Below are 25,612 nucleotides of genomic sequence, written 5' to 3' on the forward strand. Positions count from 1 at the left end.
GCCGGGGGCGTAGTCGGCGGGGCCGTGCGGGCTCTCGCCGTGAGGCGTGCGGCCGGTGCCCGGCTGCGGGCGCGTCGTGGCTGATCGCGCGGTTCCCCGCGCCCCTGGAGGTATCGGCCGTTCCGGGTGGTGAGAAGGCCCCGGGGTCTCACCCCGGGGCCTTCTCAGTCGATCACCGTGCCGGGGCTCAGCCCTCGGTCTTCTCCTCGGCCTTCTCGTCGGCCTTCTCGTCGGCGGAGGTCTCCGCGGCCTCGGCCTCGGGGGCCTCGGCGGCCTCGTCCTCCTCGTCGTGGAGGTCGACGATCTCGCCGTTGGTGTCCTTGACCGTGGCCTTCTCGACCACGACGGCCAGGGCCTTGCCGCGGGCGACCTCACCGACGAGCAGCGGGACCTGGCCCTGCTCGACGACGGCCTGCGCGAACTGGTCGGGGGACATGCCGGAGGAGGCCGCACGCCGCATGAGGTGCTCGGTGAGCTCCTCCTGGTTGACGTTGAGCTTCTCCTGCTTCACGAGCTCGTCGAGCACGAACTGGGTCTTGATGCCCTTGATCGCGGCCTCGCGGGTCTCGTTCTCGAACTCCTCCTCGGTCTTGCCCTGGATCTCCAGGTACTTCGCGAGGTCCAGGCCCATCTGGCCCAGCTGGTGGTGCTCGAGGTTGTGCTTGCGGGTGTTGATCTCGTCCTCGAGCAGCTTCTCGGGGACGGGGACCTCGACCAGCTCGAGCAGCTTGTCCAGGACGCGCTCCTGCGCCTGCGTGGCCTGGTCGTACTGCTTCATGTTCTCCAGGCGCTTGCGGCTGTCCGCCTTCAGCTCCTCGAGGGTGTCGAACTCGGAGGCGAGCTGCGCGAACTCGTCGTCCAGCTCGGGCAGCTCGCGCTTGGCGACCTGGGTGACCTTGACGGTGACCTCGGCCTCCTTGCCGGCCGCCGAGCCGCCCTTCAGCTCGGAGGTGAAGGTGGCCTCGCCACCGGCCTCCAGGCCCTTCACGGCGTCGTCGATGCCGTCCAGCAGCTCACCGGAGCCGATCGTGTAGGAGACGCCGTTGGCGACGCCGTCCTCGAGGACCTCGCCCTCGACCTTGGCCTCCAGGTCGATGGTGACCACGTCGCCGTCCTCGGCGGCCCGCTCGACCGGGGAGGTGGAGGCGAAGCGCTCACGGAGCTCCTCGACCGACTTCTCCACGTCCTCGTCGGTGACCTCGACGGCGTCGACCTCGACCTCGATGCCGGAGTAGTCCGGGATCTCGATGGCCGGGCGGACGTCGACCTCGGCGGTGAAGTTCAGCGTCTCGCCGTCCTTCAGCTCCGTGATGTCGACCTCGGGCTGGCCCAGCGGGCTCAGCTCCGCCTCGTTCACGGCGTCGGTGTAGAACTTCGGGAGGGCGTCGTTGACCGCCTCCTCCAGGACCGCACCACGGCCGAAGCGCTGGTCGATGACCCGGGCCGGGACCTTGCCCTTGCGGAAGCCCTTCACCGTGACCTGCTGGTTGATCTTCTTGTACGCCGCGTCGAGGCTGTCCTTGAGCTCCTCGAAGGGCACCTCGACAGTGAGCCGAACCCGGGTCGGGTTCAGGGTCTCCACGGCGCTCTTCACGGTTCGGTCTCCTTGTGGCTGACTTCTCGGGTTCTGCCGGGACCAGAACGGTCCGGCCGATTCGCCGCCCGGAGGACTTCAGAGACACACGGGCGTGCAGCTTGCATAGTAACGGCAGCGACTGCGGCACCCAAAAGGCTGCGATCACCGATGGTGAGGAGATGGCTGGTCGGGGTGGCGGGATTTGAACCCACGGCCTTCCGCTCCCAAAGCGGACGCGCTACCAAGCTGCGCCACACCCCGTCTGGTCGATCCGTAGGGTACATGCACGCGGGCGAAAGGGCCGCCGCCTTCGCCTTCGCGGTGCGGCACCCGGCGGCCGGCCGGACACGGGGTGTGCGTCGAGGGCGTGCGACCCGCTACGATGCCTGTCGGTGCCGCGGTCGCAGACGCGCGGCGCGCACCGTGCGGGCGTAGCTCAATGGTAGAGCCCCAGTCTTCCAAACTGGCTACGCGGGTTCGATTCCCGTCGCCCGCTCCGGAAGGCCGAAGGCCCAGGGGAGAGGGTGTGCACCCACTCCCCTGGGTCTTCGTCGTCCCCAGGCCGCCCCGGTCCTTCGCGCCCGGTCGGGCGGCCCCGTGCCGCCCGGCGACGCCGCGTATCCCCTGTGCGGCCTCCGGCCGCTCCAGCACCATCGTCCCGGCCTCGCGCCCGTCGTGGTGGACGCGCAGCCGCGGCCCCTCGGTGATCAGGCGCAGCTCCGGCAGCGGATGCCGCCACAGCGGGGCGTCGCGCTCCCCCTCTCCATGCTCCGCGTGGTCAGGCGGATCGGGTACCGCGGACCCTCATGGGCGGCCGGCGGGGTGTGCCCCCTGTGGGGGGGCCGGACGGTGCAGGCGCCGAGCACCGTCTCCCCCGGCTCCAGGACCTCGCTGCGGACACCGCGCCGGCGGCCGATCCGCGATCCGGCCGTCGGTCATGGCGTTGCCGCACCCCTTCGGCCGCAGAGGGGGTGGGGCGGGAGCGGCGCGTGCGGCGCGCGAGGCTGATCGGCGCGGCCGGGACGGCCTTCCGGGGCGCTTGCCCGTTCCCGTCGCCCTCCTGACACGGCTCGGGGCCGGTCCGGGCGTGTCCGGACCGGCCCCGAGCCGTGTCAGTGTGCGGACCGCTGCCGCGTGGGGAACGGGGGCGGGGTCAGAAGCTGATCGAGTTGATCATGTCGGCTATCGAGTCCAGGAACCGCTGGATGTCGTCGGCCATGCCCGTCGAGGCGAGGAAGAAGCCGAAGAGGATGGCGACGATCGCCGGCCCGGGCTTGAGGGAGCCCCCTCTCATCAGCACCACCAGGATGATCGCCAACAGCAGCACCACTGACAGTGAAATGGCCACAACTGATCACACCCTTGGTCGGTTCGGCTTCGCCGGCCCGGGCGACGCATCCCCGCGCACCCCGCCAGGACCATCGTGCCACCAACACGACCGGGTCATGCGGAGGCTGACACATCATCCGTCCCACAGCCGTGCCGTCGTCGCCGGCGCGACGGACGGACCGCGGCGGCTCATGGGCCTTTCGAATGCAACATCTGTTTGCCGCACGGCAATTCGAGAGAACACCGGAGCGGGGAATTGGGCGATCCCCTGAGCGCTTATGCGCGACTTGCGGACGTCTCCCTCTCCACACCCTCACCCCGTGTTCGCAGATGATTCGAATGACCCGTATTCCGCCCGGACAAGGCGACATGTCATCGCAGTCGCCCCACGCCCCGATGACCGGATTGGTCCGGGACCATCCTGACAAAAAGGGCCGGAACGGGAGTCAAAGCGGCACACCCTCTCTTGTGTCGCCCCTCACGCCGACGGCATGCGCGCATTGCCGAACCAGGGGTACTCGAACGCGATAACCAGGAATGACGTCGGGCGTTTTACGGATTCCCGAGGACAACGCTAGGGTGCCTGAGATGTTCCACGCTGCTTCGTCCCCCGCAAGCGCAGCGAGCTCCCCGATCGCCTCCCCGCGTCCCCGCCGGGAGGGCCGGTGACGAACTCGCAGCGACCGTACGGCAACAGCAGGACGCCGCTCCCTCCGGCGCAGACCCCGGAGGACTCCCGGTCCGCACCGGGCGGCAGACGGCGCGACGCCTTCTTCGACAACGCCAAGTACCTGGCGATCGTGCTGGTGGCCGTCGGCCACGCCTGGGGACAGATCCTGGACGACGGGGCGGTCGAGACCGCCTACCGGGTCGTGTACACGTTCCACATGCCGGCGTTCATCCTCATCTCCGGCTACTTCTCCCGCAGCTTCGACCTGCGCCCTCGGCACATCCAGCGGCTGGTCACCGGAGTCGTCGTCCCCTACGTGGTCTTCGAGACCGCGTACTCCCTCTTCGCGCGCTACGGCAACGACGAGCCGGAGCGCGGCATCACGCTGCTGGACCCCACCTACCACCTGTGGTTCCTGTGCGCGCTGTTCGTGTGGCGGCTGACCACACCGGTGTGGAAGACGATCCGGCACCCGCTGCCGGTCTCGCTGGTCCTCGCCGCGCTGGGCTCGGTGTCCCCGCAGATCGGCGACGACCTGGAGCTGCAGCGGGTGCTGCAGTTCCTCCCCTTCTTCGTGCTGGGCCTGACCCTGCGGCCCGAGCACTTCCGGATGGTCAAGCGCCGCTCGGTGCGCCTGCTGTCCGTGCCGGTGTTCGTCGCGGTGACGGTCGCGGCCTGGTGGACGATCCCGCACCTGCGGCTCGGCTGGCTGTACCACAGCGACGCCGCCCAGGAGCTGGGCGCCGCCTGGTGGGCCGGGCCGCTCGTGGTGGCCGCCACGCTCGGCTGCTCGCTGGTGACGACCGTCTGCTTCTTCGCCTGGGTGCCGCGCCGCCGCATGTGGTTCACGGCCCTCGGCGCGGGCACGATCTACGGCTATCTGCTGCACGCCTTCCTGGTGCGGGCGGGCAACTACACGGACTTCTACGACCAGCCCGCGCTGCGCGAGCCGCTCGGTGTGCTGGGCCTCACCTTCTTCGCGGCCGCCGCGGTGACGCTGATGTGCACCCGGCCGGTGCAGCGGGCGCTGCGGTGCGTGGTGGAGCCGCGCATGGACTGGGCGTTCCGGCAGGACGCGGGCGGAGCGGCCCGGGTCCGTGAGCGGCCCCGGCCCGCCGAGGTGCGCGCGCCCGGCGAGAAGGTCTCCGTCTAGGCCAGGCCGAGGAGGGCGCGCATCCGCGCGTACTTGGCCGTCAGCCGGGTGCGGGTGGCGTCGTCGAGGACGGCGAGGCGGGCCGGGTCGGCGTTGTGCGCCAGGTCCGCCTCCTTCACCAGCAGCGCGCCCGGGGTGGCCAGGACGCGGGCCGCGTAGTCCCCGGGCGGCTCGCCGGACCGCTTGGTCACGGCGCGCACGATGTCCTTGGTGCGCCGGGTGAGCGCCGCCTCCTCCAGCCACGCGTGGCTGAGCCTGTCGTCCTCCACGGCGTCGTGCAGCCAGGCCGCCGCGATCTGCTCGTCGTCGCCGCCGCGCCGCCGTACGCCCTCGGCGACCGCCTGAAGGTGTTCGGCGTAGGGGCGGCCCGCCTTGTCGGTCTGGCCGGCGTGCGCGGCGCGGGCGGCGGCCTCGACCTCGGCCAGGTCCATGATCGGTGTCCGGTCCACGTCTCCAGTGTGCCCGGCGCCGCTCAGCGGGCGGCGGCCGCGGTGGGGCCCTCGCGGCAGATCAGCAGCAGCGCCCGGTCGTCGTTGACGTCCTTGGCGACGGCCTCGATGAGGTGCCAGGCGGCGCCGTGGAAGCCTCCGGCGACATAGCGGTCGGCCTCGCCGGTGAGCCGGTCGATGCCCTCGACCATGTCCCGGTCGGAGGTCTCCACCAGGCCGTCCGTGAAGAGCATCAGCACGTCACCGGGGCGCAGCGAGCCCTTCACCGGGTCGAACTGGGCGCCGTCGTACACGCCCAGCAGGGGGCCGTCGGCCGCCTTCTCCTCCCAGCGGCCGCTGCCCGCGCTGAGCTGGAGGCCCGGCGGGTGTCCCGCGGAGTAGAGCTCGTAGTCGCCGGAGTCCAGGTCGAGGACGAGGTGGATGGAGGTGGCGAACCCCTCGTCCCAGTCCTGGCGGAGGAGATAGCCGTTGGCGGCGGGCAGGAAGTCGTGCGGGGGCAGGCTGCCGAGCAGCCCGCCGAAGGCGCCGGACAGCAGCAGGGCGCGCGATCCGGCGTCCATGCCTTTGCCGGAGACGTCGGTGAGGACGACCTCCAGGGTGCGTCCGCCGTTGGTGCGGGCCGCGACCACGAAGTCGCCGGAGAAGGACTGGCCGCCCGCCGGGCGCAGCGCCATCTCCCGGTGCCAGCCCGAGGGCAGTTTGGGCAGTTTGCTCTGCACCCGGATGCGTTCGCGCAGGTCGAACAGCATGGTGCCGCCGCGCCGCCAGGGCACGCCGACCCGGCTGCGGAACTGCGCGACGAGCAGGCCGAAGAAGCCGCAGGCCGCGACGACCAGGACCACGCCGGGGGTGACCCGGGCCACGCCCTCGGTGTACGGGCCGAGTTGGACGGCTTCCACGATCAGCGCGGTGGCCGCCGCCGCGTACAGTCCGAGCAGGCTGGCCGGGCGCAGCAGCAGGCCGCCCGCGACGATCGGTACGCACAGGGCGGCCGGCGCGCACCACACGGAGTTGGCGAGGGTGCCGGCGGTGATCAGCGGGACGGTGAGGAGCAGCCCGACGAGCGCGATCCAGTCGGAGCCGTCGCCGCGGAACCAGTCGACGGCGGCCCGGCGCACGCCGACGCGGCCCCGGTGCCACTGCTTCTTCACCCGGGCCGTGAACGTCTCGGCCGCCGCGCGCCGCTCTCGTCCTGCTGCCATCAGTTCGGGACCCTATCCATCCAACCGGCCGCTTGGCACGGGAGGTCCAGCTTGTCCCCTCGGACGGGGACCTGACTCACAGTGAACTTCACGCGGGGGCGTCCTGGGACCGGGGCGGCGGAAATTGCCTCGCCCGGATCGCGGAGCCCTGGTAGGCATGCCTCATGACGAACGATCGGACGGGCCGCGCGCCCGAGCTGCGGGCCCTGCGGCCGGACGAGTGGGACATGATGTACGGGAACCTCGTCCGTGCCTTCGGCGGCATCCCGGAGTCGGACGAGGAGCGGGAACTGTGGCGCTCCCTGACCGAGTTCGAGCGTTCGCTGGCCGTCTGGGACGGTGACCGGTGCGTGGGGACCGCGGGCGCCTTCTCGTTCCGGCTGACGGTGCCCGGCGGGGCCTCGGTGCCGGCCGCGGGCGTCACCATGGTGAGCGTGGCGGCCACGCACCGGCGGCGCGGGGTGCTGACGTCGATGATGCGGCGGCAGCTGGACGACGTCCGCTCCTGGGGTGAGCCGCTGGCGGTGCTCACGGCGTCGGAGCCGGCGATCTACGGCCGGTTCGGCTACGGAGCGGCCACCTTCCAGCTGGACGCGGAGATCGACACCGTGCGCGCGGGTCTGACGGTGCCGGACGGCACGGATGACGTACACGTGCGGTACGCGGAGCCCGCCGAGGTGCTGGACGTCTGCGAGGGGATCTACGCCCGGCTGGTGCCCGGCCGGCCCGGGATGCTGGCGCGGCGGCCCGGCTGGGAGCGGGTCGGACTGCTGGACCCGGCGAGCGAGCGGGGCGGTGCGTCGCCGCTGCAGTGCGTGGTCGCCGAGCGCGACGGGGAGAGCGTCGGGTACGCGCGGTTCCGGGTGAAGCCGTCCTGGGATCCGGGCGGGCCCGAGGGCCAGGTGGTGCTGAGCGCCCTGGAGGCGCTGGACCCGGCGGCGGATGCGGCGCTGTGGCGGTTCCTGTTCGAGATCGACCTGACGTCGTCGCTGGTGGCCCGGGGGCGGCCGGTCGACGAGGGCTGGCAGTACCTGGTGTCGGACATACGGCGCTGCAGTCCGGCCCGCCGGGACGCGCTCTACGTGCGGCCGGTGGAGGTCGCAGCGGCGCTGGCGGCGCGCACGTACCGGACCCCCGTGGACGTGGTGCTGGAGGTGGAGGACGCCTTCTGCCCGTGGAACGCGGGGCGCTGGCGGCTGAGCGGGGACGCCAAGGGGGCGTCCTGCGAGCGCACCCGGGACGCGGCCGAACTCGCCCTGTCCGTGCGGGACCTGGGCGCCGCCTACCTGGGCGGGGTGAGCCTGACCGCGCTGGCGGCGGCCGGACGGGTGCGCGAGCTGCGGGGCGGCGCGCTGGCCGAGGCGTCCCTCGCCTTCGGCAGCGACCCGGCGCCGTGGCTGCCGCACGGCTTCTGACCCGGGGCGGGTCAGGGGCGCTGGCAGCCCGGGCACCAGAAGAGGTTGCGGGCGGCGAGATCGGCGGTGCGGATCTCGCCGCCACAGAGGTGGCAGGGCCGGTTCGCCCGGCGGTAGACGTACACCTCGCCGCCGTGGTCGTCGACGCGCGGCGGGCGGCCCATGGCCTCGGGGGTGTGCTCGGGGCGGACGGTGTCGATGCGGTTGGTGCGGACGCCCTCCCGCATCAGCGCGACCAGGTCGTCCCAGATCGCGTCCCATTGCTCCCGGGTGATGTCCTTGCCGGCCCGGTAGGGGTCGATGCCGTGCCGGAAGAGCACCTCGGCGCGGTAGACGTTGCCCACGCCGGCGACGACCTTCTGGTCCATGAGGAGCGCGGCGATCGTGGTGCGGCTGCGGCTGATCCTGCGGTACGCGCGCTCGGGGTCGGCGTCGGGCCGGAGCGGGTCCGGGCCGAGCCGGTCGTGTACCGCCCGCTTCTCGGGTTCCGTGATCAGGGCGCAGGTGGTGGGTCCGCGCAGGTCGACGTACGCGCCGTCGCCGGCCAGGCGCAGCCGCACGGTGTCGGTGGGCGGCGGCGCCGGGGCAGGGCCGAAGGTGACCTTGCCGAAGAGGCCGAGGTGGATGTGCACCCACCCGGGGCGCCCGGGGTCGCCGAAGCCCAGGAAGAGGTGCTTGCCGTGGGCGTCGGTGGTGCGCAGCGGGGTGCGGTCGAGGAGGGCCGCGGCGTCGCTGAACTTGCCCTGGGGGCTGGTGACGCGCAGGGGCGAGTCCGCCGGGAAGGCCTTGGCGTAGTCCTCGGCCAGCCGGTGGATGGTGTGTCCCTCGGGCACGGTCCCCCTCGCTCGCTTCGCTGCCTGCTCGCGGTCCTTACTGCTGCGGGTGGTGCGCCGGGATCGGGGGGAGGTCGCCGGTGGTCTCGTAGGAGGAGAGCATGTCGATCCGGCGGATGTGGCGCTCGTCGCCCGAGAACGGGGTGTTGAGGAAGATCTCGACGAACCTGGTCGCCTCTTCCTGGGTGTGCATGCGCGCGCCCACGGCGACCACGTTGGCGTCGTTGTGCTCGCGGCCCAGGGCGGCGGTCTGCTCGCTCCACGCGAGGGCGGCCCGTACACCCTTGACCTTGTTGGCGGCGATCTGCTCGCCGTTGCCGGAGCCGCCGATCACGATGCCGAGGGAGCCGGGGTCCGCGGCGGTCCGCTCCGCGGCGCGGAGGCAGAACGGCGGGTAGTCGTCCTGGGCGTCGTAGAGGTGCGGGCCGCAGTCGACGGGCTCGTGTCCCGCCTCCTTGAGCCACTCGACGAGGTGGTTCTTCAGTTCGTAGCCCGCATGGTCGGAGCCGAGATACACGCGCATGCGTCGAGTGTGACACGGCCGGTGCGGGGAAGCGGCGCGGGGTGGGGCGCGCGAAAAGCGTGAGCCGCGGACGGCGGGCCGCCGTCCCGGACCGGGACGGGCGCGGGCGGGCCGGCCCCGCCCCTGAAGCGACGGGAGGGCCCGGCGGGCGCCTGTGGAGGCGCCCGCCGGGCCCTTCGGCGTGCGAGGGAGTCGTCAGTGCTTGTCGACGAGCTTCCATGCGGTGGGCAGCAGGCCCATCGCGAGCGCCGCCTTGAGCGCGTCACCGATGAGGAACGGGGTCAGGCCGGCCGCGATCGCGGCGGAGGCGGACATCCCGGTGGCCAGGGCCAGGTACGGCACGCCGACGGCGTAGATGACCGCCGAGCCGAGCAGCATGGTGCCGGCCGTGCGCCAGGCGGAGCGGTCGGCGCCGCGGCGGGCGAGGGCGCCCACGACGACGGACGCCAGCAGCATGCCGAGGACGTAGCCGAAGGACGGCATGCCCATCCCGGACCTGCCCTCCGCGAACCACGGCACGCCCGCCATGCCCACCAGCGCGTACACGGCGAGGGAGGCGAAGCCGCGGCGGGCGCCGAGGGTGGTGCCGACGAGCAGCGCCGCGAAGGTCTGGCCGGTCACCGGCACCGGGGAGCCGGGCACGGGCACCGCGATCTGGGCGGCGAGACCGGTGAGGGCGGCGCCGCCGAGCACGAGGGCCGCGTCCCGGACGCGGGAGGCGGGGACGAGGTCGGCGAGGACCTGTCCGGGCCGGGCGGTGGTGACGGTGGCGGTGCTCATGGGGACTCCCGGAGTGAGGGCAAGGGGAACACGGCGACGCTATACCGGCGCCCCCGCGCCGATCACCAGCAGCGCTCGACAAAGGCGCGAACAGGGAGTTGGTGGGCTCCGGACAAAGGACGGGGGCCACACCTCGCGGGAGGTGACACCGGTCACTGAGGTGACGTGGTGTCGCCGACACGGCCCGGCGCGGCGGCGGCTGTAGGGATCCGCCAACGCGGGCGGCGGTGTCCGGGGGTGCCGTCCCGTCCGCCGGTCACGGTCCGGGCAGCGGTCCGCGCCGTGGTCCGGCCGCGTGGGCCGGACGCCCGGCGTCGCGTGACGGCCACCCCGCAGTGATCGGACCGTGACCCTCCGCTTGATTGCCGTCCATATGCTGGGCGGCCGCCCCGTGATCGCCGGACGGCCGCCCAGACTGGGGGCGTTTTTGTCGTCTCCCCCTTGGACGAGCCGCACCCATGCCCCCCACCACGGTCCAGACGCCCCCGGACGCCGAGGGCGCCTCCCTCTCGCACGGCCTCAAGCAGCGCCACCTGTCGATGATCGCCCTCGGCGGGGTGATCGGCGCGGGACTGTTCGTCGGTTCCGGCGCGGGCATCGCCGCCGCCGGCCCCTCCATCGTGATCGCCTACGCCCTCTCCGGCCTGCTGGTCATGCTGGTGATGCGGATGCTGGGCGAGATGTCGGCCGCGTACCCCTCCTCCGGGTCCTTCTCCTCCCACGCCGAGCGGGCCATCGGGCCCTGGGCCGGGTTCACCGCGGGCTGGGCGTTCTGGGTGCTGCTGTGCACCGCGGTCGGCCTGGAGGGCATCGGCGCCGCGCAGATCGTCAGCGGCTGGCTGCCGGGCACGCCCGAGTGGGCCTGGGTGGCGCTGTTCATGGTGGTGTTCTGCGGGACCAACCTCGCCGCGGTGAAGAACTTCGGCGAGTTCGAGTTCTGGTTCGCCGCCCTCAAGGTCGGCGCGATCACCCTGTTCCTCGTCCTCGGCGTGCTGGCGCTCGCCGGTGTGCTGCCCGGCACCGACTCGCCGGGCGGCTCCCACCTCACCGAGCTGCTGCCCAACGGCGCCGAGGGCCTGGTCATCGGCCTGCTCGCGTCCGTCTTCGCGTACGGCGGCCTGGAAACCGTGACCATCGCGGCCGCCGAGTCGCAGGACCCGGTCCGGGGCGTGGCGCGCGCGGTGCGCACCGCGATGTGGCGGATCGCCCTCTTCTACGTCGGCTCGATGGCCGTCATCGTCGCCCTCGTCCCCTGGGACTCCCCCGAGGTGGTGGAGGACGGCCCCTACGTCGCCGCCCTCGACCGGCTCGGCATCCCCGGCGCCGGCCGGCTGATGGACGTGGTCGTGCTGGTGGCGCTGCTGTCCGCGATGAACGCCAACATCTACGGCGCCTCCCGCATCGGCTACTCGCTGGTGGAGCGCGGCCAGGGCCCGAAGCTGCTGGGCCGCGTGTCGGGCGGGGTGCCGCGCGTCGCCGTGCTGGCCTCCTCGGTCTTCGGTTTCCTGTGCGTGCTGCTGAGCTACTGGCGGCCGGACGACGTCTTCGCCTGGCTGCTGAACATGATCGGCGCGGTGATCCTGGTCGTCTGGATCTTCATCGCCGTCTCCCAGCTGCGGCTGCGCCGCAGGCTGGAGCGTGAGGCGCCGGAGCGGCTGACCGTGCGGATGTGGGCGTTCCCGTGGCTGACCTGGGTGGCGCTGGCCGGCATGGCGACGGTCTTCGTGCTCATGGCCCGGGAGCCGGACACGCGGGTGCAGCTGTACTCGACGGGCGCGATGACGCTGGTGCTCGCGGCGATCGGATACGCCTGGCAGCGGACGCGCGGGCGCCGCTGACGCGCTCCTCCCGACGGCCCCCGCGTGGACACGCGGGAGCCGTTCCCTGTGCGCCCTCCAGCTCACGGAGACCGCTTTCCGCTGGTAGCGTGCAGTTGCAAAAGAGTCGCAACAAGCGTTCGCCCCGTGACCGTCTTCTCACCTCTCACCCGGCGGGCGCGCACGCGGAAGCCCCCGCGAGGACAGGACTCGCGGGGGCTTCCGTGCGCTTTTCCGGTGCGGCGCGACCGGCGGTCACAGGTTGCTGAAGTCCGGCCCCTTCGTGCGGGTGCGCTTGATCTCGTAGAAGCCCGGGACCGAGGCCACCGCCAGGGTGCCGTCCCACAGCCGGACGGCCTCCTCGCCCTGCGGGGCGGGCGTGACGACCGGGCCGAAGAAGGCGATCTCCTCGCCGTCGGGGCCGGGGACCGCGATCACCGGGGTGCCGACCTCCTGGCCCACCTTGTCGATGCCCTCCTTGTGGGAGGCGCGCAGCTGCGGCTCGTACGGGGTGCCGTCCCAGTGCTCCATGAGCGAGTCGGGCAGGCCGACGTCCTTCAGCGCCGCGGCGACCGTCTCCTTGCCCGGTCCCTCGCCCTGGTTGTGGATGCGGGTGCCGAGCGCGGTGTAGAGGTCGCCGAGCACCTGCGGGCCGTGCTCCTCCTGCGCCGCGATGACCACCCGCACCGGGCCCCAGGCCTTGACCTCGAGCATCTCGCGGTACTCGGCGGGCAGCTCGTCCAGCTTGTCCTCGTTGAGGACGGCGAGGCTCATCAGGTGCCAGCGGACGTCCAGGTCCCGCTGCTTCTGCACCTCCAGCACCCACCGGGAGGTCATCCAGGCCCAGGGGCACAGCGGGTCGAACCAGAAGTCGACGGGCGTGACGGGCGTGACGGGAGACTTGTCCGACATGTCGCTCCTCGTGAAGGCAGTGTTCCCCCGTGGCAACGCCGGGGCTCACCCCGGCCATTCCCGGCTGCCCCGCGTCAGGGGCGCATGGCAGGATCGGTGCTGTCCATCCGTGTCGACGACGCATGAGGAGTCCGCCCGTGCCCGGTGAGAACCTGACCCGTGACGAGGCCCGGGAGCGGGCAGCGCTGCTGTCCGTCGACGGGTACGAGGTGTCCCTGGACCTGCGGTCCGCGGTCGGCGCGCACAGCGGCGACGGCCCGCGCACCTTCCGGTCGGTCACCACCGTGCGGTTCCGGTGCGCCGAGCCGGGGGCGAGCAGCTTCGCCGACCTGGTCGCGCCGAGCGTGACGGCGGTGTCCCTGAACGGGCGGGACCTCGACCCCGGCCAGGTCTTCGACGGCAGCCGGATCCTGCTGGAGGACCTGGCCGCCGACAACGAGCTGGTCGTGGACGCGCGGTGCGCCTACTCCCGCACCGGTGAGGGCATGCACCGCTTCGTCGACCCCGAGGACGGCGAGGTGTACCTCTACACCCAGTACGAGCCGGCCGACGCCCGCCGGGTCTTCGCCAACTTCGAGCAGCCCGACCTCAAGGCGCCGTACCGCTTCGAGGTGCGGGCGCCCGAGGGGTGGACGGTGTGGAGCAACGGCGCGGGCGAACTGGCCGACGGGGTCTGGCGGTTCGCGGAGACCAAGCCGATCTCGACGTACATCACGTGTGTCGTCGCGGGTCCGTACCACTACGTGACCGACCGCTACGAGCGGGTCTTCGAGGACGGCACCCGGCTGGAGATCCCGCTCGGCGCGATGTGCCGCAAGGGGCTCGCCCCGCACTTCGACGCCGACAACGTCTTCCTGGTCACCAAGCAGGGCCTGGACTTCTTCCACGACCACTTCGACTACCCGTACCCGTTCGGCAAGTACGACCAGGCGTTCGTGCCGGAGTACAACCTGGGCGCGATGGAGAACCCGGGGATGGTGACCTTCCGCGAGGAGTTCATCTTCCGCGGCAAGGTGACGCAGGCCTCCTACGAGGGCCGGGCCAACGTGATCCTGCACGAGATGGCCCACATGTGGTTCGGCGACCTGGTCACCATGGAGTGGTGGGACGACCTGTGGCTGAAGGAGTCCTTCGCCGACTTCATGGGCGCCTTCTCACTCGTCGGCGCGACCCGCTTCACCGACGGCTGGATCACCTTCGCCAACCGCCGCAAGGCATGGGCGTACCGCGCGGACCAGCTGCCCTCCACGCACCCCGTCACCGCGGACATCCGCGACCTGCAGGACGCCAAGCTCAACTTCGACGGCATCACCTACGCCAAGGGCGCCTCCGTGCTCAAGCAGCTCGTGGCGTACGCCGGCCAGGACGCGTTCCTCGAGGGCGCCCGGCGCTACTTCAAGCGGCACGCCTACGGCAACACCCGGCTCGGCGACCTGCTGTCGGTGCTGGAGGAGACCAGCGGGCGGGACATGGCCGCGTGGTCGCGGGCGTGGCTGGAGACCGCCGGGGTCAACTCCCTCACCCCGCAGGTGCTGTTGCGTGCGGACGGCACGGTCGACGAGCTGGCCGTCGTGCAGGAGGCCGCCGAGTCGCATCCCGAACTGCGCCCGCACCGGGTCGCGGTGGGCCTGTACCGGCGCACGGGGACGGGCGCCCTGGAGCGGTACGCGCAGGCCGAGACGGACGTCGAGGGGCCGCGCACGGTCGTGGCGGAGCTGGCGGGCGCGGACGCCCCGGAGCTGGTGCTGGTCAACGACGACGACCTGACGTACTGCAAGACCCGCTTCGACGACACCTCGCTGGCCACGCTGCGGGAGGCCCTGGGCGACCTCACCGACCCGCTGGCCCGCGCGCTGTGCTGGTCGGCGCTGTGGAACATGACGCGCGACGCGCTGCTGCCGGCCCGGGACTTCATCGATCTGGTGCTGCGGTTCGCGGGCCGGGAGACCGACATCGGCGTGCTGCAGATGCTGCACGCCTGGGCGGAGTCGGCGGTCGTGCACTACACCGCGCCCGAGCGGCGCGAGCAGGCCGGACGGCGGCTCGCCGAGGGCGCGGCGGAGCAGCTCCGGGCGGCCGGCGAGGGCAGCGGGCAGCAGCTGGCGTGGGCGCGGTTCTTCGCCCACGTGGCGTGCGCTCCCGCCGACTTCGAGCTGCTGACCTCGCTGCTGGACGGCACGGTGACGCTGCCCGGCCTGGAGGTGGACCAGGAGCTGCGCTGGGCGTTCCTGGAGCCGCTGGCCGCGCACGGGGCGGCCGACGAGAAGCGGCTGGACGAGGAGCTGGCCCGGGACGACACCGCCTCCGGCCGGCGTCACCACGTCCGCTGTCTGGCGGCCCGCCCGTCGGAGGCGGTCAAGGCGCACTGCTGGGCGCAGGTCGTGGAGTCGGACGCGTTGTCCAACGCGCTGGTGGAGGCGACGATCGCGGGCTTCGCCCGGCCGTCCCAGCGGAAGCTGCTCGCGCCGTACGCGGAGAAGTACTTCGCGGTGATCGAGCGGGTCTGGACGGAGCGGTCCATCCAGATCGGCATGGACGTGGTCCGCGGCCTGTTCCCGTCCTACGAGGACTCCCGGGCCACCCTGGACGCGACGGACGCCTGGCTCACCGCCCACGAGAACGCGGCCCCGGCCCTGCGCCGCCTGGTCCTGGAGGCCCGCGACGACCTGGCCCGCGCCCTGCGCGGCCAGGCGTGCGACGCGGCGGCGGGCTGACAGCCGCGCCTTCCGCCGAGGGTCCCGGGACCATCCGGTCCCGGGACCCTCGGCCCCCTCCGGGAAGCCCCCGGGTTTCCCGGGGGCCCCGCGCAACCGCCGTTACCGAACGCGGGCATTCAGCCCGTAACCCAGCACGCTCACCCGAACGGACCAGGGGGTTTCGGTATCCGAACAGGCGTCCTTTAGTGCGGGCTTGTCCGGATTCGTCGACGAGCCTGTAACAAGGGTTCGGGGGGCGTCCGGAGGCGGGAAATTGCCGGTCATGAACCACAACACCCCCCTCTCCCCGCGCCCCCTGCACCACCTCGCCACCGGCACCGGACGCCGCGTGCTGACCCACACGCAGCTCAGGGCGCACGGGGTCTCCGCCGCGGAGGCCGGTGAGCAGTGCCGTCCGGGCGGTCCCTGGCAGCAGCTGCTGCCCGGCGTCGTCCTGCTGCACCCCGGGCCGCCGACCAGCGAGGAGCGGCTGCACGCGGTGCTGCTGTACGCGGTGCGGGAGCGGACCGTGAGCGTGCCCGCGCAGCCGGGCGGGGCCGAGCCGCCCGCCTCCCCCTACGGCGAAGCGATGATCACCGGGCTGGCCGCGCTGACCCTGCACGGCTTCACGTCCGCTCCCCCGCTGCCGGCCCAGGAGACCCTCGACGTGCTGGTGCCGCGGCTGCGCCGGCTGCGGTCGACGGGCTGCGCCCGGATCGTGCGCGCCGCCGCGCTGCCGGTCCCGGAACAGGTGACGGGCCTGCCGGTGGCCCCGGTCCCGCGGGCGCTGGCCGACGCGGTGGCGGACCTGAAGGACGCGGCCGTGGTGCGCCGGCTGCTGACGGAGGCGGTGCGCGGCAGGCACTGCGAACCGGCGGCGGTGGTGCGGGAGCTGACCGCGGCGAAGCTGCTGAACCGGCCGCACGTGGTGGACGCGGTGGACTCGCTGCTGGCCGAGGGGCGGGCGCTCGCGGAGGCACGCCTGTACCGGATGGTCCACGAGTACGGCCTGCCGGACCCGTGCTGGAACGTGGACCTGCGGCTGCCCGGCGGCCCGCATCTGGGCGGCGTGGACGCGTACTGGCCGGAGCATGCGGTGGCGGTGGAGCTGGACGCCCGCGCGCCCCGGCCGGGCGGGCGGCCCGAGGACGACGCCGAGTGGGCGGAGCACGCCCGCAAGCGCGAGCACCTGGAGCGCCTGGGCATCACGGTCGTCCACATCACGCCGCGCAAACTGCGGGACGCGGCGGAGCAGCAGGCGACGGTGGTCCGCACGGCCCTGATGGCGTCGGCGGACCGCGATCCGGCGGCGTACGTCGTCGTGCTGCCCCGGTAGTGCGGCGGCACGGCGCGCCGGGCGAGGGCGGCGGGGCCGCCGGGGACGGGACCATGCCCCGGCGGCCCCGCCTCACGTCAGTCGCCGCAGTACTCCGCGTCGATCACCGCCTCGGGGTTCCCGTCCCAGTCGCCGTTGTAGTTGAACGCGAGTGAGTGGCGGCCGTTCCGTGTGGTGACGGCCTCGGCCACGGAGCCGTGGATGCCGCCGCCGTGGCCCCAGACGGTCACCCCGCAGCTCAGCTCGGTGCTCATCAGGCCCAGCCCGTAGCCGCGCGTCTCGTCCACGGGCACCGTGTCGGTCATCTTGTCCAGCTGCGCCTCGGGCAGCAGCCGCCCGCCGAGCAGGGCGCGGTAGAAGCGGTTGAGGTCCTTGGAGTCGGAGATCATCTCGCCCGCCGAGGTGGCGATGGACGGGTTGAGACGGGTGACGTCGTGGACGGGCCCGCTGCCGTCCCGCGTCAGCTTGCCGTAGGCCCGGCTGTGGGGTCCGGGCACGCCGGTGCGGGTGCCGGGGACCGAGGTGGCGGTCAGGCGCAGCGGCGCGAGGACGCGCCGGCGGACCTCCTCGCCGTAGGGGCGGCCGGTGGCCTCCTCGATCACCATGCCGGCCAGCACGTAGTTGGTGTTGGAGTAGTTCCACCCGCCGCCGGGCGCGAAGTCCGGCTCGTGGGTCATCGCGATGCGCACCAGCTCCTCGGGGGCCAGGGTGTCGTAACGGTGCTCGAGGAAGCCCTCCTTGAGGAAGTAGGTGCGGCCGAAGTCCTCGTCGGCCGTGTAGTTGTAGACGCCGCTGGTGTGGTTCAGCAGCTGCCGGAGGGTGATCCGGGTGCCGTCGTGGCCGTTGCCGGTGACCAGGCCGGGCAGCCAGGCGTCGACGGTGTCGTCCAGCGACAGCTTCCCCTCGGCCTCCAGCTGCAGCAGCACCGTCGCCACGAAGGTCTTGGTGATGCTGCCGACCCGGTAGCGGTCGTGCGGGGAGCGCGGGCGTTCCGTGCGCAGGTCCCCCACCCCGGCGGTGGTCGTCCAGGCGCCCCGCCGGTCCTCCGCCCGCAGCGTCACGCCGGGCACCCCGCTCCTGACCTCGGCCCGCACGGCCCGGGCGGTCGCACGGTGGTCGCCGGTGTCCCCCGAGCGGTCCGCGCCGGGACCCGCCGCCACCGCGGGGGCCGCCAGGGCCGCCGAGAGGGCCGCCGCCACCACTGCCGCCGCCGTCGTCCGCATCCGCTTCCGCATGTTCGTGCCTCCCCTGTTCGTCATGCGTGGTCGCGGGGAGGGACCGCGTCGGGGGCGTCACGGTTGCCACCGGTCGCGGTGGTTGACCGGCTTTCGGCCGTTCCGCGCGGACGCGTGGGACCTACCCCCGGCCGGGCTCCAGGTGTCCCGTCGCAGGCCGCTCCCGCCACAGCCGCAGGGCGGTGTCGACCAGGCCGACGCGGACCAGGCCGGGTACGGCGTCCAGGGGCTGCCAGGCGGCGAGTTCGGTGGAGCCGCCGATCTCGTGGCGCAGCTCCCCGCCCGCGACGCGGCCCTCGTAGACCAGTCGCAGGCCCTGGTGGTCGACCGGGCGGCGGAGACGGCCGGGCAGGGTGCGGCGGCTGGAGTCGATGCCGAGGAACCCGGTGACCTCCACGAGGTAGCCGGTCTCCTCCTCCAGCTCGCGCCGCACGGTGTCGTAGGGGTCCTCGCCGTGCTCCATGCCGCCGCCCGGCAGCACCCACTCGGGGACGCCGTCCGGGCCGGGCGACCGGGCGAGCAGGATCTGTCCGTCGCGCACCACCACGGCGTAGGCCGCCACCCTCAACGTCCGTCGCATCGCCGGACGGTAACCCGGACCGCCCGGACCGCGCAGGGGAGTATTCGGGCGGGTCCGCACTGTGGACACCCACCCTGCATGAGCATGAGGGACTTGTCCGCTTCGGGCGCGATCTCCCCATACGGGCACCGGGGGTTTTCCCCACACCTCCGACGGCCTTCCGGCCGACCCTCGCCAAACATCGACCCTTTACGCGAAGCTCATCGATCATCCGGTAGTGCACTTCCGGACCTCCGCGACCAGGAACGATCACCCCTGGCCGCTCCCGATCGTTCGCTCCTTGCAAGGGATGCCGATGACCAACTCCCCGCAGCGCTCTCCCATATCGGGCACCAGACGCGCGGCCCGCATCGCCGTCGCCGCCGGTCTCGTCGCCGCGCTCTCCGCGGCCGGGCCGGTCCCGCTGGCCCTCGCCGCCGGCAGCCCGGCCGCCGCGCCGGCCGACGCGGGCGTCAAGTCCGCGCACGACAAGCTCGGTTCGCACGACGCGGAACTGCTGGCCGAGGCCAAGGCCGAGGGCGCCGAGCACGTCACGATGATGATCGCGACGGCCCCCGGGAAGACCGCTCAGGTCACCGAGAAGATCGAGGCGGTCAAGGGCGCCTCGGTCGGCCGCTCCGACGACAGGCTCGGCTACGTCCGCGCCACCGTGCCCACCGGCAAGGCGGACGCGGCCATCGCCGCCGCCACCAAGCTCTCCTCCGTGCACGGCGTCGACCTGCGCGACGAGATCCCCCTCGACGACCCGACCCCGGCCGGCGACACCACCAAGGCCGCCCAGGGCAAGGGCAAGAGCAAGAGCTACCCCGCCCCGGACAGGAAGACGCCGGCGAAGAACCCGTACAACCCGTCCTTCGAGACGGGCGCCGTGGACTTCGTGAAGAAGAACCCGAAGGCGGACGGCCGCGGCGTCACCATCGGCATCCTCGACTCGGGCGTGGACCTCGGCCACCCCGCGCTGCAGAGGACCACCACCGGCGAGCGCAAGATCGTCGACTGGGTGACGGCGACCGACCCGGTCGTGGACGGCGACCAGACCTGGCGTCCCATGGTCACCACGGTCTCCGGCCCGGTCTTCACCTACGGCGGCGCCACCTGGAAGGCCCCGCAGGGCAGTTACCAGGTCAACCTCTTCCGGGAGTCGTACACCGCGGGCGGCGACGCGGCCGGCGACGCCAACCGCGACGGCGACACCACCGACGTCTGGGGCGTGCTGTACGACCCGGCCGCGGGCACGGTGCGCGTCGACCTGAACAACAACCAGGACTTCTCCGACGACACCCCGATGAAGCCGTACAAGGACGGCTTCCAGATCGGGTACTTCGGCACCGACGACCCGAAGACCGACGTCGTCGAGCGCCAGCCGTTCGTGGTGGAGATCCGCGAGGACGTCCCGATGGACCCCTACGGCGGCGACTGGATCGGCCAGAAGGCCGACTTCGTCAACATCGGCGTCATCGAGGGCTCGCACGGCTCGCACGTGGCCGGCATCACCGCCGCCAACGGCCTGTTCGGCGGCAGGATGAACGGCGCCGCGCCCGGCGCCAAGCTCGTCTCCTCCCGCGCCTGCACCTGGTCCGGCGGCTGCACCAACGTCGCCCTGACCGAGGGCATGATCGACCTCGTCACCGAGCGGGGCGTCGACATCGTCAACATGTCCATCGGCGGTCTGCCGGCGCTGAACGACGGCAACAACGCCCGCGCCGAGCTGTACAACCGGCTGATCGACGAGTACGGCGTCCAGCTCGTGATCTCCGCGGGCAACTCCGGCCCCGGCGCCAACACCATCGGCGACCCCGCCCTGGCCGACAAGGTCATCTCGGTCGGCGCGTCCGTCTCCAAGGAGACCTGGGCCGCCAACTACGGCTCCGAGGTGAGGACGAAGTACGCGATGATGCCGTTCTCCTCGCGCGGCCCGCGTGAGGACGGCGGCTTCACGCCGACCCTGGTCGCCCCCGGCGCGGCGGTCAACACCATCCAGACCTGGCTGCCGGGCGCCCCGGTCGCCGAGGCGGGCTACGCCCTCCCGGCCGGCTACGGCATGCTGCAGGGCACCTCGATGGCCTCCCCGCAGGCCGCCGGCGCTTCCGCGCTGCTGCTCTCCGCCGCGAAGCAGAAGCGCATCGAGCTCACCCCGGCGACGCTGCGCACCGCCCTCACCTCCACCGCCCGGCCCATCAAGGACGTGCAGGCCTACGAGCAGGGCGCCGGCCTCATCGACGTCGTGGACGCCTGGGACGCCATCCGCGACGGCGCCGGCGCGCACGAGTACACGGTGAAGGCGCCGGTCGACACCGCGATCGACCAGTTCCTGAAGACCCCGGGCTTCGGCACGGGCCTGTACGACCGTGAGGGCGGCCTGAAGGCCGGCCAGAAGAAGACGTACGACATCACGATCACCCGTACGTCCGGCCCGGACCGCGCCGTCCGCCACGAGCTGGACCTGGCGAACAACGCGGACCGCACCTTCCGCATCGTCGGCGACCGCCGGGTCTCGCTGCCGCTGAACGAGCCGGTGACCGTCAAGGTCCAGGCCCAGTCCCGCTCGGCGGGCCTCAAGAGCGCGATCCTCGAGGTCGACGACCCGCGCACCGAGGGCGTGGACCGGCAGATCCTCACCACCGTGGTGGTCTCCACGCCGCTGCAGTACACCTACTCGGCGAAGGGCACGGCCCAGCGCAACAGCACCACCTCCTACTTCGTCACCGTGCCCGAGGGCGCGAAGACGCTGGAGGTCGCGCTGAGCGGGCTGAAGGCGACGAGCCAGACCCGGTTCATCTCCATCCACCCGTACGGTGTGCCGGCCGACCCGACGTCGACCGTCAACTGCTACCCGAACTACAGCAACCCGGCCAACACCTGCCGCCCCGACGTGCGGTCGTACGCGAACCCGCAGCCGGGCGTCTGGGAGATCGAGGTCGAGTCGCGCCGCACCTCGCCGCTGCTCGACAACCCGTACAAGCTGGACGTCGCGGTGCTCGGCGCGGCCTTCGACCCGGAGACCGTGACCGTCCCCGAGGCGAAGATCGGCACGCCGTCCGCCGTCTCCTGGACGGTGACCAACGAGGCCGCCGCGATCGACGGCACGCTGGCCGGCGGGCCGCTCGGCTCCTCCAGGACCGCCCGCCCGTCGATCGGCACGGGTGACGTCCACACCACCACGGTCGAGGTGCCCGAGGGCGCGTCGTCGCTGGACGTGTCCATCGGCAACGTCTCCGACACCGCCGCCGACCTGGACCTGGCCGTGTACGACGAGGCCGGCAAGCGGGTCGCGCAGTCCGCGGACGGCGACTCGGACGAGTCGGTCTCCCTCGCCTCCCCGAAGGCCGGCACGTACACCATCGAGGTGGACGGCTACTCGGTCCCGGCCGGCACGACGGAGTACGACTACCTGGACGTGTTCTTCTCCGCCACGCTCGGCACCGTCACCGTCGACGGTTCCGCGCCGGTGAAGCTGGGCACGGGCGCCGAGGCCACCGTCTCCGGCGAGGTCACCGTCGCCGCGGCGGCTCCTGAGGGACGCGCGTTCTTCGGCCGCGTGCAGCTGGTGAACGAGCGCGGCACGGTCGCGGGCGTCGGCAACGTGGCGATCGAGAAGGTCGTCCCGTAACCGGCCGGAGGCCATGAACAAGGCCGTGAACAGGGGGCGGGCGTCCGTACGGGCGCCCGCCCCTCGCCGTGCTCAGCCGCAGCTCACGCCCCGTGACGCGGGCAGCGCGGCGACGATGCCGGCCCGGACGGGGGCGATGTCCGCCTCGCCGACGACCATCCGGTCCGGGTGGGCGAGGCCGGCGGGCAGGCCGACCAGCACCTGGTCGCCCGGGCGCAGCGGGACGTCCCCGGCGTCGTCCCGGAGGAAGGTCACCGGTCCGTCCCCCTTGTAGTACCGGTTCGCCCGCAGCGTGACCCGCTGTACGCCGCCGGTGCCCGGCACCTCCTCCAGCGCCGTCACCCGGCCCTCGGCGACGAGGCGTGCGCACGCCAGGTAGCGGGGGGTGCCGAAGGCGTCGCCGGTTTCCTCCTTGGCGTCCGAGGCGGCCCCGCGGTCCGTCGAGCCGGCCGTCGGGCCGCCCTGGGCCGTGAGCCAGCCCAGGGCGAGGACCAGGCCGGCCGCGGCAGCGGCGGCGAGCCCGCCGAGCACGAGCCGCACCGGCCGGTACCGGGGACGCGGCCGCCGGTTCAGTGCGGCGGGCACGGCCCGCGCGGGGCGCGTCCCCGTGTCGTCCCGCGCCGTCCCGGGGTCCGGCCGCTCCCCGGACGGAGCGGCCGTCGCTCGCCCCGCCAGCGCGTCACCGATCAGCGTGAGCTGCTCGCCCAGCACCGCGATGTCCGCGAGGGCGGCGTCCCGCTCCGCGCGGAACGCGGCGTCCCCCCGCGTCCCGTCGGGCGGCTCCTCCCCGAACAGGGCGACCGCGAGGGCGTCCGCGGGGTCGTACGGCAGGTCCTCGCGGCCGGTGTCCGCCCGGGACGGGTCCCGGTCCCCGCTGTTGTCGTGGGCGGTCATGTCACACCACCTCGTCCTCGTGCAGACGGGCGCGGAGCGCCCGTACGGCGGCGTGCAGCCTGCTCTTGACCGTGCCCTCCGGGACGCCGAGCTGCTCGGCGACGGTCCGCACCGGCAGGTCGGCGTAGAAGCGCAGCACGACCACCTGGCGCTGCGCGTCGGGCAGGCCGTCCAGGCCGCGCGCGACGGCCAGCGAGAGCACGCTGTTCTCCTCCTCCGAGGGCGCCTCCGCGGGCCGGAGCGCGGCCAGCCGCTCCCCGAGCCGCTCCTGGCGGCGCTTGGCCCGGTGCCAGTCCATGGCGAGGTTGGAGGCGACGACCGCCGCCCACGCCGAGACGTCCCGCGGTGCCTCCTGCCCGCTCGCGGCGCGTTCCAGCAGCCGCAGGCGGACCTGCTGCACCCCGTCCGGCAGGTCCGCCTGCGGTACCCCGCCCAGTGCGAGCACCGCCCGCACCCGGCGCTCCTGCGCCGCGTCCAGCGGGTCGTCGTCGGCGACGTACGCCTCCCGGCCACGCCGGATCCTTCCGCGCAGCACCGGCCACCCCCTTCACGCTGTTCCTCCTACGACGCCACGCGGGCCGGGAACGTTCGCGCGGGTTCTCCGGGCCGGGCAGAGGCGTATGTCACACCTCCGTGTGAGGGAGGGCGAACCGGGCAGGGAACCTTGCGGCCCACACCCCCCGGTGACCGAATTTCTCCTGGTCAGCGAGGTGCGGGCCGAAGGTCCGCAACCTGCGCGTGCTGTCCCGCCGTCCCAGTGGGCGGGCAGGGCGGCAAAGAACTGGACAGCCGGGCCGTGGTCGGCCGCATGATGGAAGCGGCCTCGGCCAGGCACATCAGGTACGCGAGAGACGCAGTAGGGAGTCGCCGTGAGGGTCGGAATCGTCGGAGCCACCGGTCAGGTGGGCACGGTCATGCGCAGGATCCTCAAGGAGCGGAACTTCCCGGTCACGGAGCTGCGCCTGTTCGCCTCGGCCCGTTCGGCGGGCACGGAGCTGGACGGCGTGACGGTGGAGGACGCGTCCGCCGCCGACTACACCGGCCTGGACATCGTGCTGTTCTCCGCGGGCGGCGCGACCTCCAGGGCGCTGGCCGAGAAGGTCGCCTCGCAGGGCGCCGTGGTGATCGACAACTCCTCCGCCTGGCGCAAGGACCCCGAGGTCCCCCTCGTCGTCTCCGAGGTCAACCCGCGCGCGATCGCGAACCGCCCCAAGGGCATCATCGCCAACCCGAACTGCACGACGATGGCCGCGATGCCGGTGCTGCGTCCGCTGCACGCGGAGGCGGGCCTCCAGGCGCTGGTCGTCGCCACGTACCAGGCGGTGTCCGGTTCCGGTCTCGCGGGCGTCGCGGAGCTGCACGGCCAGACGCGGAAGGTGGTCGACGAGGCCGACAAGCTGACGCACGACGGCGCGGCGGCCGACTTCCCCGAGCCCGACGTCTACAAGCGCCCCATCGCCTTCAACGTGCTGCCCTTCGCGGGCAACCTCGTCGACGACGGTCTGGGCGAGACCGACGAGGAGCAGAAGCTGCGCAACGAGTCGCGCAAGATCCTGGACATCCCCGAGCTGAAGGTCTCGGGCACCTGCGTGCGCGTCCCGGTCTTCTCCGGCCACTCCCTGCAGATCAACGCCCGGTTCGCCCGCCCGATCAGCCCGGAGCGCGCGGCCGAGCTGCTGGCCGAGGCGCCCGGTGTGGTCCTCACCGACATCCCGACCCCGCTGCAGGCCGCCGGCCAGGACCCGTCGTACGTCGGCCGCATCCGCGCCGACGAGACGGTGGAGAACGGCCTGGCGCTGTTCGTCTCCAACGACAACCTGCGCAAGGGCGCGGCGCTGAACGCCGTGCAGATCGCGGAGCTGGTGGCACAGGAGCTGAGCGCCTGACCGCGCACCGGTACGCGAGGAGGCGGGCGTCCCCGAGGGGGCGCCCGCCTCGCGTCGTTCCGCCGTACGGGTGAGCTGCGGTCAGCCCCGCCGGACCTCGTAGAGGAAGCAGCCGTACTCCACGGCCCGTACGTGCACGAGCGCGACGGCCGGGTCGGCGAACGCCTCGCCGAGGGCGGGTCCGAAGTCCTCCGGCGCCTCCACCAGCCGCCCGCCGAGGATCCGGCCGTCGGCGGAGTAGCGGCGCAGGACCCGGTGGGCCCGGGTGAAGGGGAGGCCCCCGCCCTCCGGGCCCGCGCACTCCTGCGCGTGGACGAAGACGGGCCCCCGCTCGTCGTACGCCCCCGGGTCCACGCCCGTCTCCGCCGCCCAGCGGCGCAGGGGCGCGTAGGACACCAGGGCGATCCGCTCGCCCGGGCGGCTGTGGCGCAGGCAGCAGCGCAGCGGGGCGCCGCCCTCGTCGTCGGTGAGGGGAACGGCCGGGCGGCCCGCGTCGTCGAGGGTCAGCAGTTCCTTCACGACCTGCGGGGGAACGGGCCGTGCGGTGGACGTCGTGGTCGTCATGGCCCCAGACTCCCCCGCGCCGCCGCCCGCGGCCGGCGGTATCCGGACGTCGAGGCGCCCCCCTCTCCCCGCACCCGACACAGGGGTATCCCCATGCCTGCTGTTTCGTCGTCGCGTGATCCCGATCCCGCGTGGAAGGATGGCGCAACCCA

General features: G+C 73.0%; 20 protein-coding genes and 2 tRNA genes. 8 read left to right on the top strand and 14 right to left on the bottom strand.

The window, feature by feature from the left end:
• Window positions 1–187: 187 nt before the first annotated feature.
• Entirely contained in the window at window positions 188–1,594 is a 1,407-nt protein-coding gene (gene tig, locus ACIQ8B_RS11990) for a trigger factor (protein WP_403546588.1), read from the bottom strand.
• A 166-nt stretch (window positions 1,595–1,760) separates the two neighbouring features.
• Window positions 1,761–1,837 (bottom strand) — tRNA-Pro (locus ACIQ8B_RS11995).
• 164 nt (window positions 1,838–2,001) lie between these two features.
• Between ACIQ8B_RS11995 and ACIQ8B_RS12000 the strand changes: the two genes are divergently transcribed.
• Window positions 2,002–2,072: transfer RNA gene (locus ACIQ8B_RS12000), tRNA-Gly, on the top strand.
• A 657-nt stretch (window positions 2,073–2,729) separates the two neighbouring features.
• Here ACIQ8B_RS12000 and ACIQ8B_RS12005 read toward each other — a convergent pair.
• A complete protein-coding gene (locus ACIQ8B_RS12005; protein WP_290009621.1) occupies window positions 2,730–2,924 on the bottom strand; it encodes a hypothetical protein in 195 nt (64 codons plus the stop codon).
• A 646-nt stretch (window positions 2,925–3,570) separates the two neighbouring features.
• On the opposite strand from ACIQ8B_RS12005, the gene ACIQ8B_RS12010 reads away from it, so the two are divergent.
• A complete protein-coding gene (locus ACIQ8B_RS12010; protein WP_403546589.1) occupies window positions 3,571–4,728 on the top strand; it encodes an acyltransferase family protein in 1,158 nt (385 codons plus the stop codon).
• On the opposite strand, the gene ACIQ8B_RS12015 is transcribed toward ACIQ8B_RS12010, so the two are convergent.
• The gene (locus ACIQ8B_RS12015; RefSeq protein WP_403546774.1) at window positions 4,725–5,159 is read right to left on the bottom strand and encodes an HD domain-containing protein; all 435 of its coding nucleotides are present in this window, start codon (window positions 5,157–5,159) and stop codon (window positions 4,725–4,727) included. The genes ACIQ8B_RS12010 and ACIQ8B_RS12015 overlap by 4 nt on opposite strands.
• A 41-nt stretch (window positions 5,160–5,200) precedes the next feature.
• Window positions 5,201–6,379 (bottom strand): PP2C family protein-serine/threonine phosphatase, encoded by a 1,179-nt coding sequence (locus ACIQ8B_RS12020; protein ID WP_403546590.1) that lies wholly within the window; start codon window positions 6,377–6,379, stop codon window positions 5,201–5,203.
• Between the two features lie 164 nt (window positions 6,380–6,543).
• Here ACIQ8B_RS12020 and ACIQ8B_RS12025 point away from each other — a divergent pair, with 164 nt between their 5' ends.
• Window positions 6,544–7,794 carry a GNAT family N-acetyltransferase gene (locus ACIQ8B_RS12025; RefSeq protein WP_403546591.1) on the top strand — a complete coding sequence of 417 codons (1,251 nt, stop codon included), beginning with the start codon at window positions 6,544–6,546 and terminating at the stop codon, window positions 7,792–7,794.
• An 11-nt stretch (window positions 7,795–7,805) separates the two neighbouring features.
• On the opposite strand, the gene ACIQ8B_RS12030 is transcribed toward ACIQ8B_RS12025, so the two are convergent.
• The 3 genes from ACIQ8B_RS12030 to ACIQ8B_RS12040 all read right to left on the bottom strand — a co-directional run bounded on the left by ACIQ8B_RS12030 (window position 7,806) and on the right by ACIQ8B_RS12040 (window position 9,930).
• Entirely contained in the window at window positions 7,806–8,627 is an 822-nt protein-coding gene (locus ACIQ8B_RS12030; protein ID WP_403546592.1) for an Fpg/Nei family DNA glycosylase, read from the bottom strand.
• Window positions 8,628–8,664: 37 nt separating this feature from the next.
• Window positions 8,665–9,150, bottom strand: coding sequence for a ribose-5-phosphate isomerase (locus ACIQ8B_RS12035; protein ID WP_290009631.1), 486 nt, complete (start codon window positions 9,148–9,150; stop codon window positions 8,665–8,667).
• 195 nt (window positions 9,151–9,345) lie between these two features.
• Entirely contained in the window at window positions 9,346–9,930 is a 585-nt protein-coding gene (locus ACIQ8B_RS12040) for a biotin transporter BioY (protein WP_290009633.1), read from the bottom strand.
• Between the two features lie 458 nt (window positions 9,931–10,388).
• On the opposite strand from ACIQ8B_RS12040, the gene ACIQ8B_RS12045 reads away from it, so the two are divergent.
• Complete coding sequence (locus ACIQ8B_RS12045) at window positions 10,389–11,768, top strand: amino acid permease (RefSeq protein ID WP_403546593.1); 1,380 nt, start codon at window positions 10,389–10,391, stop codon at window positions 11,766–11,768.
• Between the two features lie 234 nt (window positions 11,769–12,002).
• Here the strand turns inward: ACIQ8B_RS12045 and ACIQ8B_RS12050 are convergent, their stop codons facing one another.
• On the bottom strand, window positions 12,003–12,659 hold the full coding sequence (locus ACIQ8B_RS12050) for a DsbA family protein (RefSeq protein WP_403546594.1): 657 nt from the start codon (window positions 12,657–12,659) through the stop codon (window positions 12,003–12,005).
• Between the two features lie 137 nt (window positions 12,660–12,796).
• Here ACIQ8B_RS12050 and pepN point away from each other — a divergent pair, with 137 nt between their 5' ends.
• The gene (pepN, locus tag ACIQ8B_RS12055) at window positions 12,797–15,373 is read left to right on the top strand and encodes an aminopeptidase N (RefSeq protein WP_403546595.1); all 2,577 of its coding nucleotides are present in this window, start codon (window positions 12,797–12,799) and stop codon (window positions 15,371–15,373) included.
• A gap of 265 nt (window positions 15,374–15,638) precedes the next feature.
• Window positions 15,639–16,691: a hypothetical protein gene (locus tag ACIQ8B_RS12060; protein ID WP_290009641.1), complete on the top strand. Its 1,053-nt coding sequence runs from the start codon at window positions 15,639–15,641 to the stop codon at window positions 16,689–16,691.
• A 77-nt stretch (window positions 16,692–16,768) separates the two neighbouring features.
• Here the strand turns inward: ACIQ8B_RS12060 and ACIQ8B_RS12065 are convergent, their stop codons facing one another.
• Window positions 16,769–17,926, bottom strand: coding sequence for a serine hydrolase domain-containing protein (locus tag ACIQ8B_RS12065; protein WP_403546596.1), 1,158 nt, complete (start codon window positions 17,924–17,926; stop codon window positions 16,769–16,771).
• A gap of 121 nt (window positions 17,927–18,047) precedes the next feature.
• Entirely contained in the window at window positions 18,048–18,488 is a 441-nt protein-coding gene (locus ACIQ8B_RS12070; protein ID WP_403546775.1) for an NUDIX hydrolase, read from the bottom strand.
• 313 nt (window positions 18,489–18,801) lie between these two features.
• On the opposite strand from ACIQ8B_RS12070, the gene ACIQ8B_RS12075 reads away from it, so the two are divergent.
• Complete coding sequence (locus ACIQ8B_RS12075) at window positions 18,802–22,116, top strand: S8 family serine peptidase (protein WP_403546597.1); 3,315 nt, start codon at window positions 18,802–18,804, stop codon at window positions 22,114–22,116.
• Between the two features lie 72 nt (window positions 22,117–22,188).
• Here the strand turns inward: ACIQ8B_RS12075 and ACIQ8B_RS12080 are convergent, their stop codons facing one another.
• Window positions 22,189–23,010, bottom strand: coding sequence for a hypothetical protein (locus ACIQ8B_RS12080; RefSeq protein ID WP_403546598.1), 822 nt, complete (start codon window positions 23,008–23,010; stop codon window positions 22,189–22,191).
• Window position 23,011: 1 nt separating this feature from the next.
• Window positions 23,012–23,545: an RNA polymerase sigma factor gene (locus tag ACIQ8B_RS12085; protein WP_403546599.1), complete on the bottom strand. Its 534-nt coding sequence runs from the start codon at window positions 23,543–23,545 to the stop codon at window positions 23,012–23,014.
• Window positions 23,546–23,879: 334 nt separating this feature from the next.
• Between ACIQ8B_RS12085 and ACIQ8B_RS12090 the strand changes: the two genes are divergently transcribed.
• On the top strand, window positions 23,880–24,896 hold the full coding sequence (locus ACIQ8B_RS12090; RefSeq protein ID WP_403546600.1) for an aspartate-semialdehyde dehydrogenase: 1,017 nt from the start codon (window positions 23,880–23,882) through the stop codon (window positions 24,894–24,896).
• A gap of 81 nt (window positions 24,897–24,977) precedes the next feature.
• On the opposite strand, the gene ACIQ8B_RS12095 is transcribed toward ACIQ8B_RS12090, so the two are convergent.
• Complete coding sequence (locus tag ACIQ8B_RS12095; protein ID WP_403546601.1) at window positions 24,978–25,460, bottom strand: DUF1203 domain-containing protein; 483 nt, start codon at window positions 25,458–25,460, stop codon at window positions 24,978–24,980.
• Window positions 25,461–25,612: the final 152 nt, after the last annotated feature.

Origin of the sequence: Streptomyces sp. NPDC096105, from assembly GCF_044763335.1 — a bacterium.
GTDB lineage: Bacteria > Actinomycetota > Actinomycetes > Streptomycetales > Streptomycetaceae > Streptomyces.

What these genes read in the sequence shown, in the direction of transcription:
- ACIQ8B_RS12015 (WP_403546774.1), bottom strand. Translation starts at nt 5,159, where the DNA reads ATGGACCTGGCCGAGGTCGAGGCCGCCGCCCGCGCCGCGCACGCCGGC.
- ACIQ8B_RS12020 (WP_403546590.1), bottom strand. Translation starts at nt 6,379, where the DNA reads ATGGCAGCAGGACGAGAGCGGCGCGCGGCGGCCGAGACGTTCACGGCC.
- ACIQ8B_RS12025 (WP_403546591.1), top strand. Translation starts at nt 6,544, where the DNA reads ATGACGAACGATCGGACGGGCCGCGCGCCCGAGCTGCGGGCCCTGCGG.
- ACIQ8B_RS12035 (WP_290009631.1), bottom strand. Translation starts at nt 9,150, where the DNA reads ATGCGCGTGTATCTCGGCTCCGACCATGCGGGCTACGAACTGAAGAAC.
- ACIQ8B_RS12040 (WP_290009633.1), bottom strand. Translation starts at nt 9,930, where the DNA reads ATGAGCACCGCCACCGTCACCACCGCCCGGCCCGGACAGGTCCTCGCC.
- ACIQ8B_RS12045 (WP_403546593.1), top strand. Translation starts at nt 10,389, where the DNA reads ATGCCCCCCACCACGGTCCAGACGCCCCCGGACGCCGAGGGCGCCTCC.
- ACIQ8B_RS12050 (WP_403546594.1), bottom strand. Translation starts at nt 12,659, where the DNA reads ATGTCGGACAAGTCTCCCGTCACGCCCGTCACGCCCGTCGACTTCTGG.
- ACIQ8B_RS12060 (WP_290009641.1), top strand. Translation starts at nt 15,639, where the DNA reads ATGAACCACAACACCCCCCTCTCCCCGCGCCCCCTGCACCACCTCGCC.
- ACIQ8B_RS12065 (WP_403546596.1), bottom strand. Translation starts at nt 17,926, where the DNA reads ATGCGGAAGCGGATGCGGACGACGGCGGCGGCAGTGGTGGCGGCGGCC.
- ACIQ8B_RS12075 (WP_403546597.1), top strand. Translation starts at nt 18,802, where the DNA reads ATGACCAACTCCCCGCAGCGCTCTCCCATATCGGGCACCAGACGCGCG.
- ACIQ8B_RS12080 (WP_403546598.1), bottom strand. Translation starts at nt 23,010, where the DNA reads ATGACCGCCCACGACAACAGCGGGGACCGGGACCCGTCCCGGGCGGAC.
- ACIQ8B_RS12095 (WP_403546601.1), bottom strand. Translation starts at nt 25,460, where the DNA reads ATGACGACCACGACGTCCACCGCACGGCCCGTTCCCCCGCAGGTCGTG.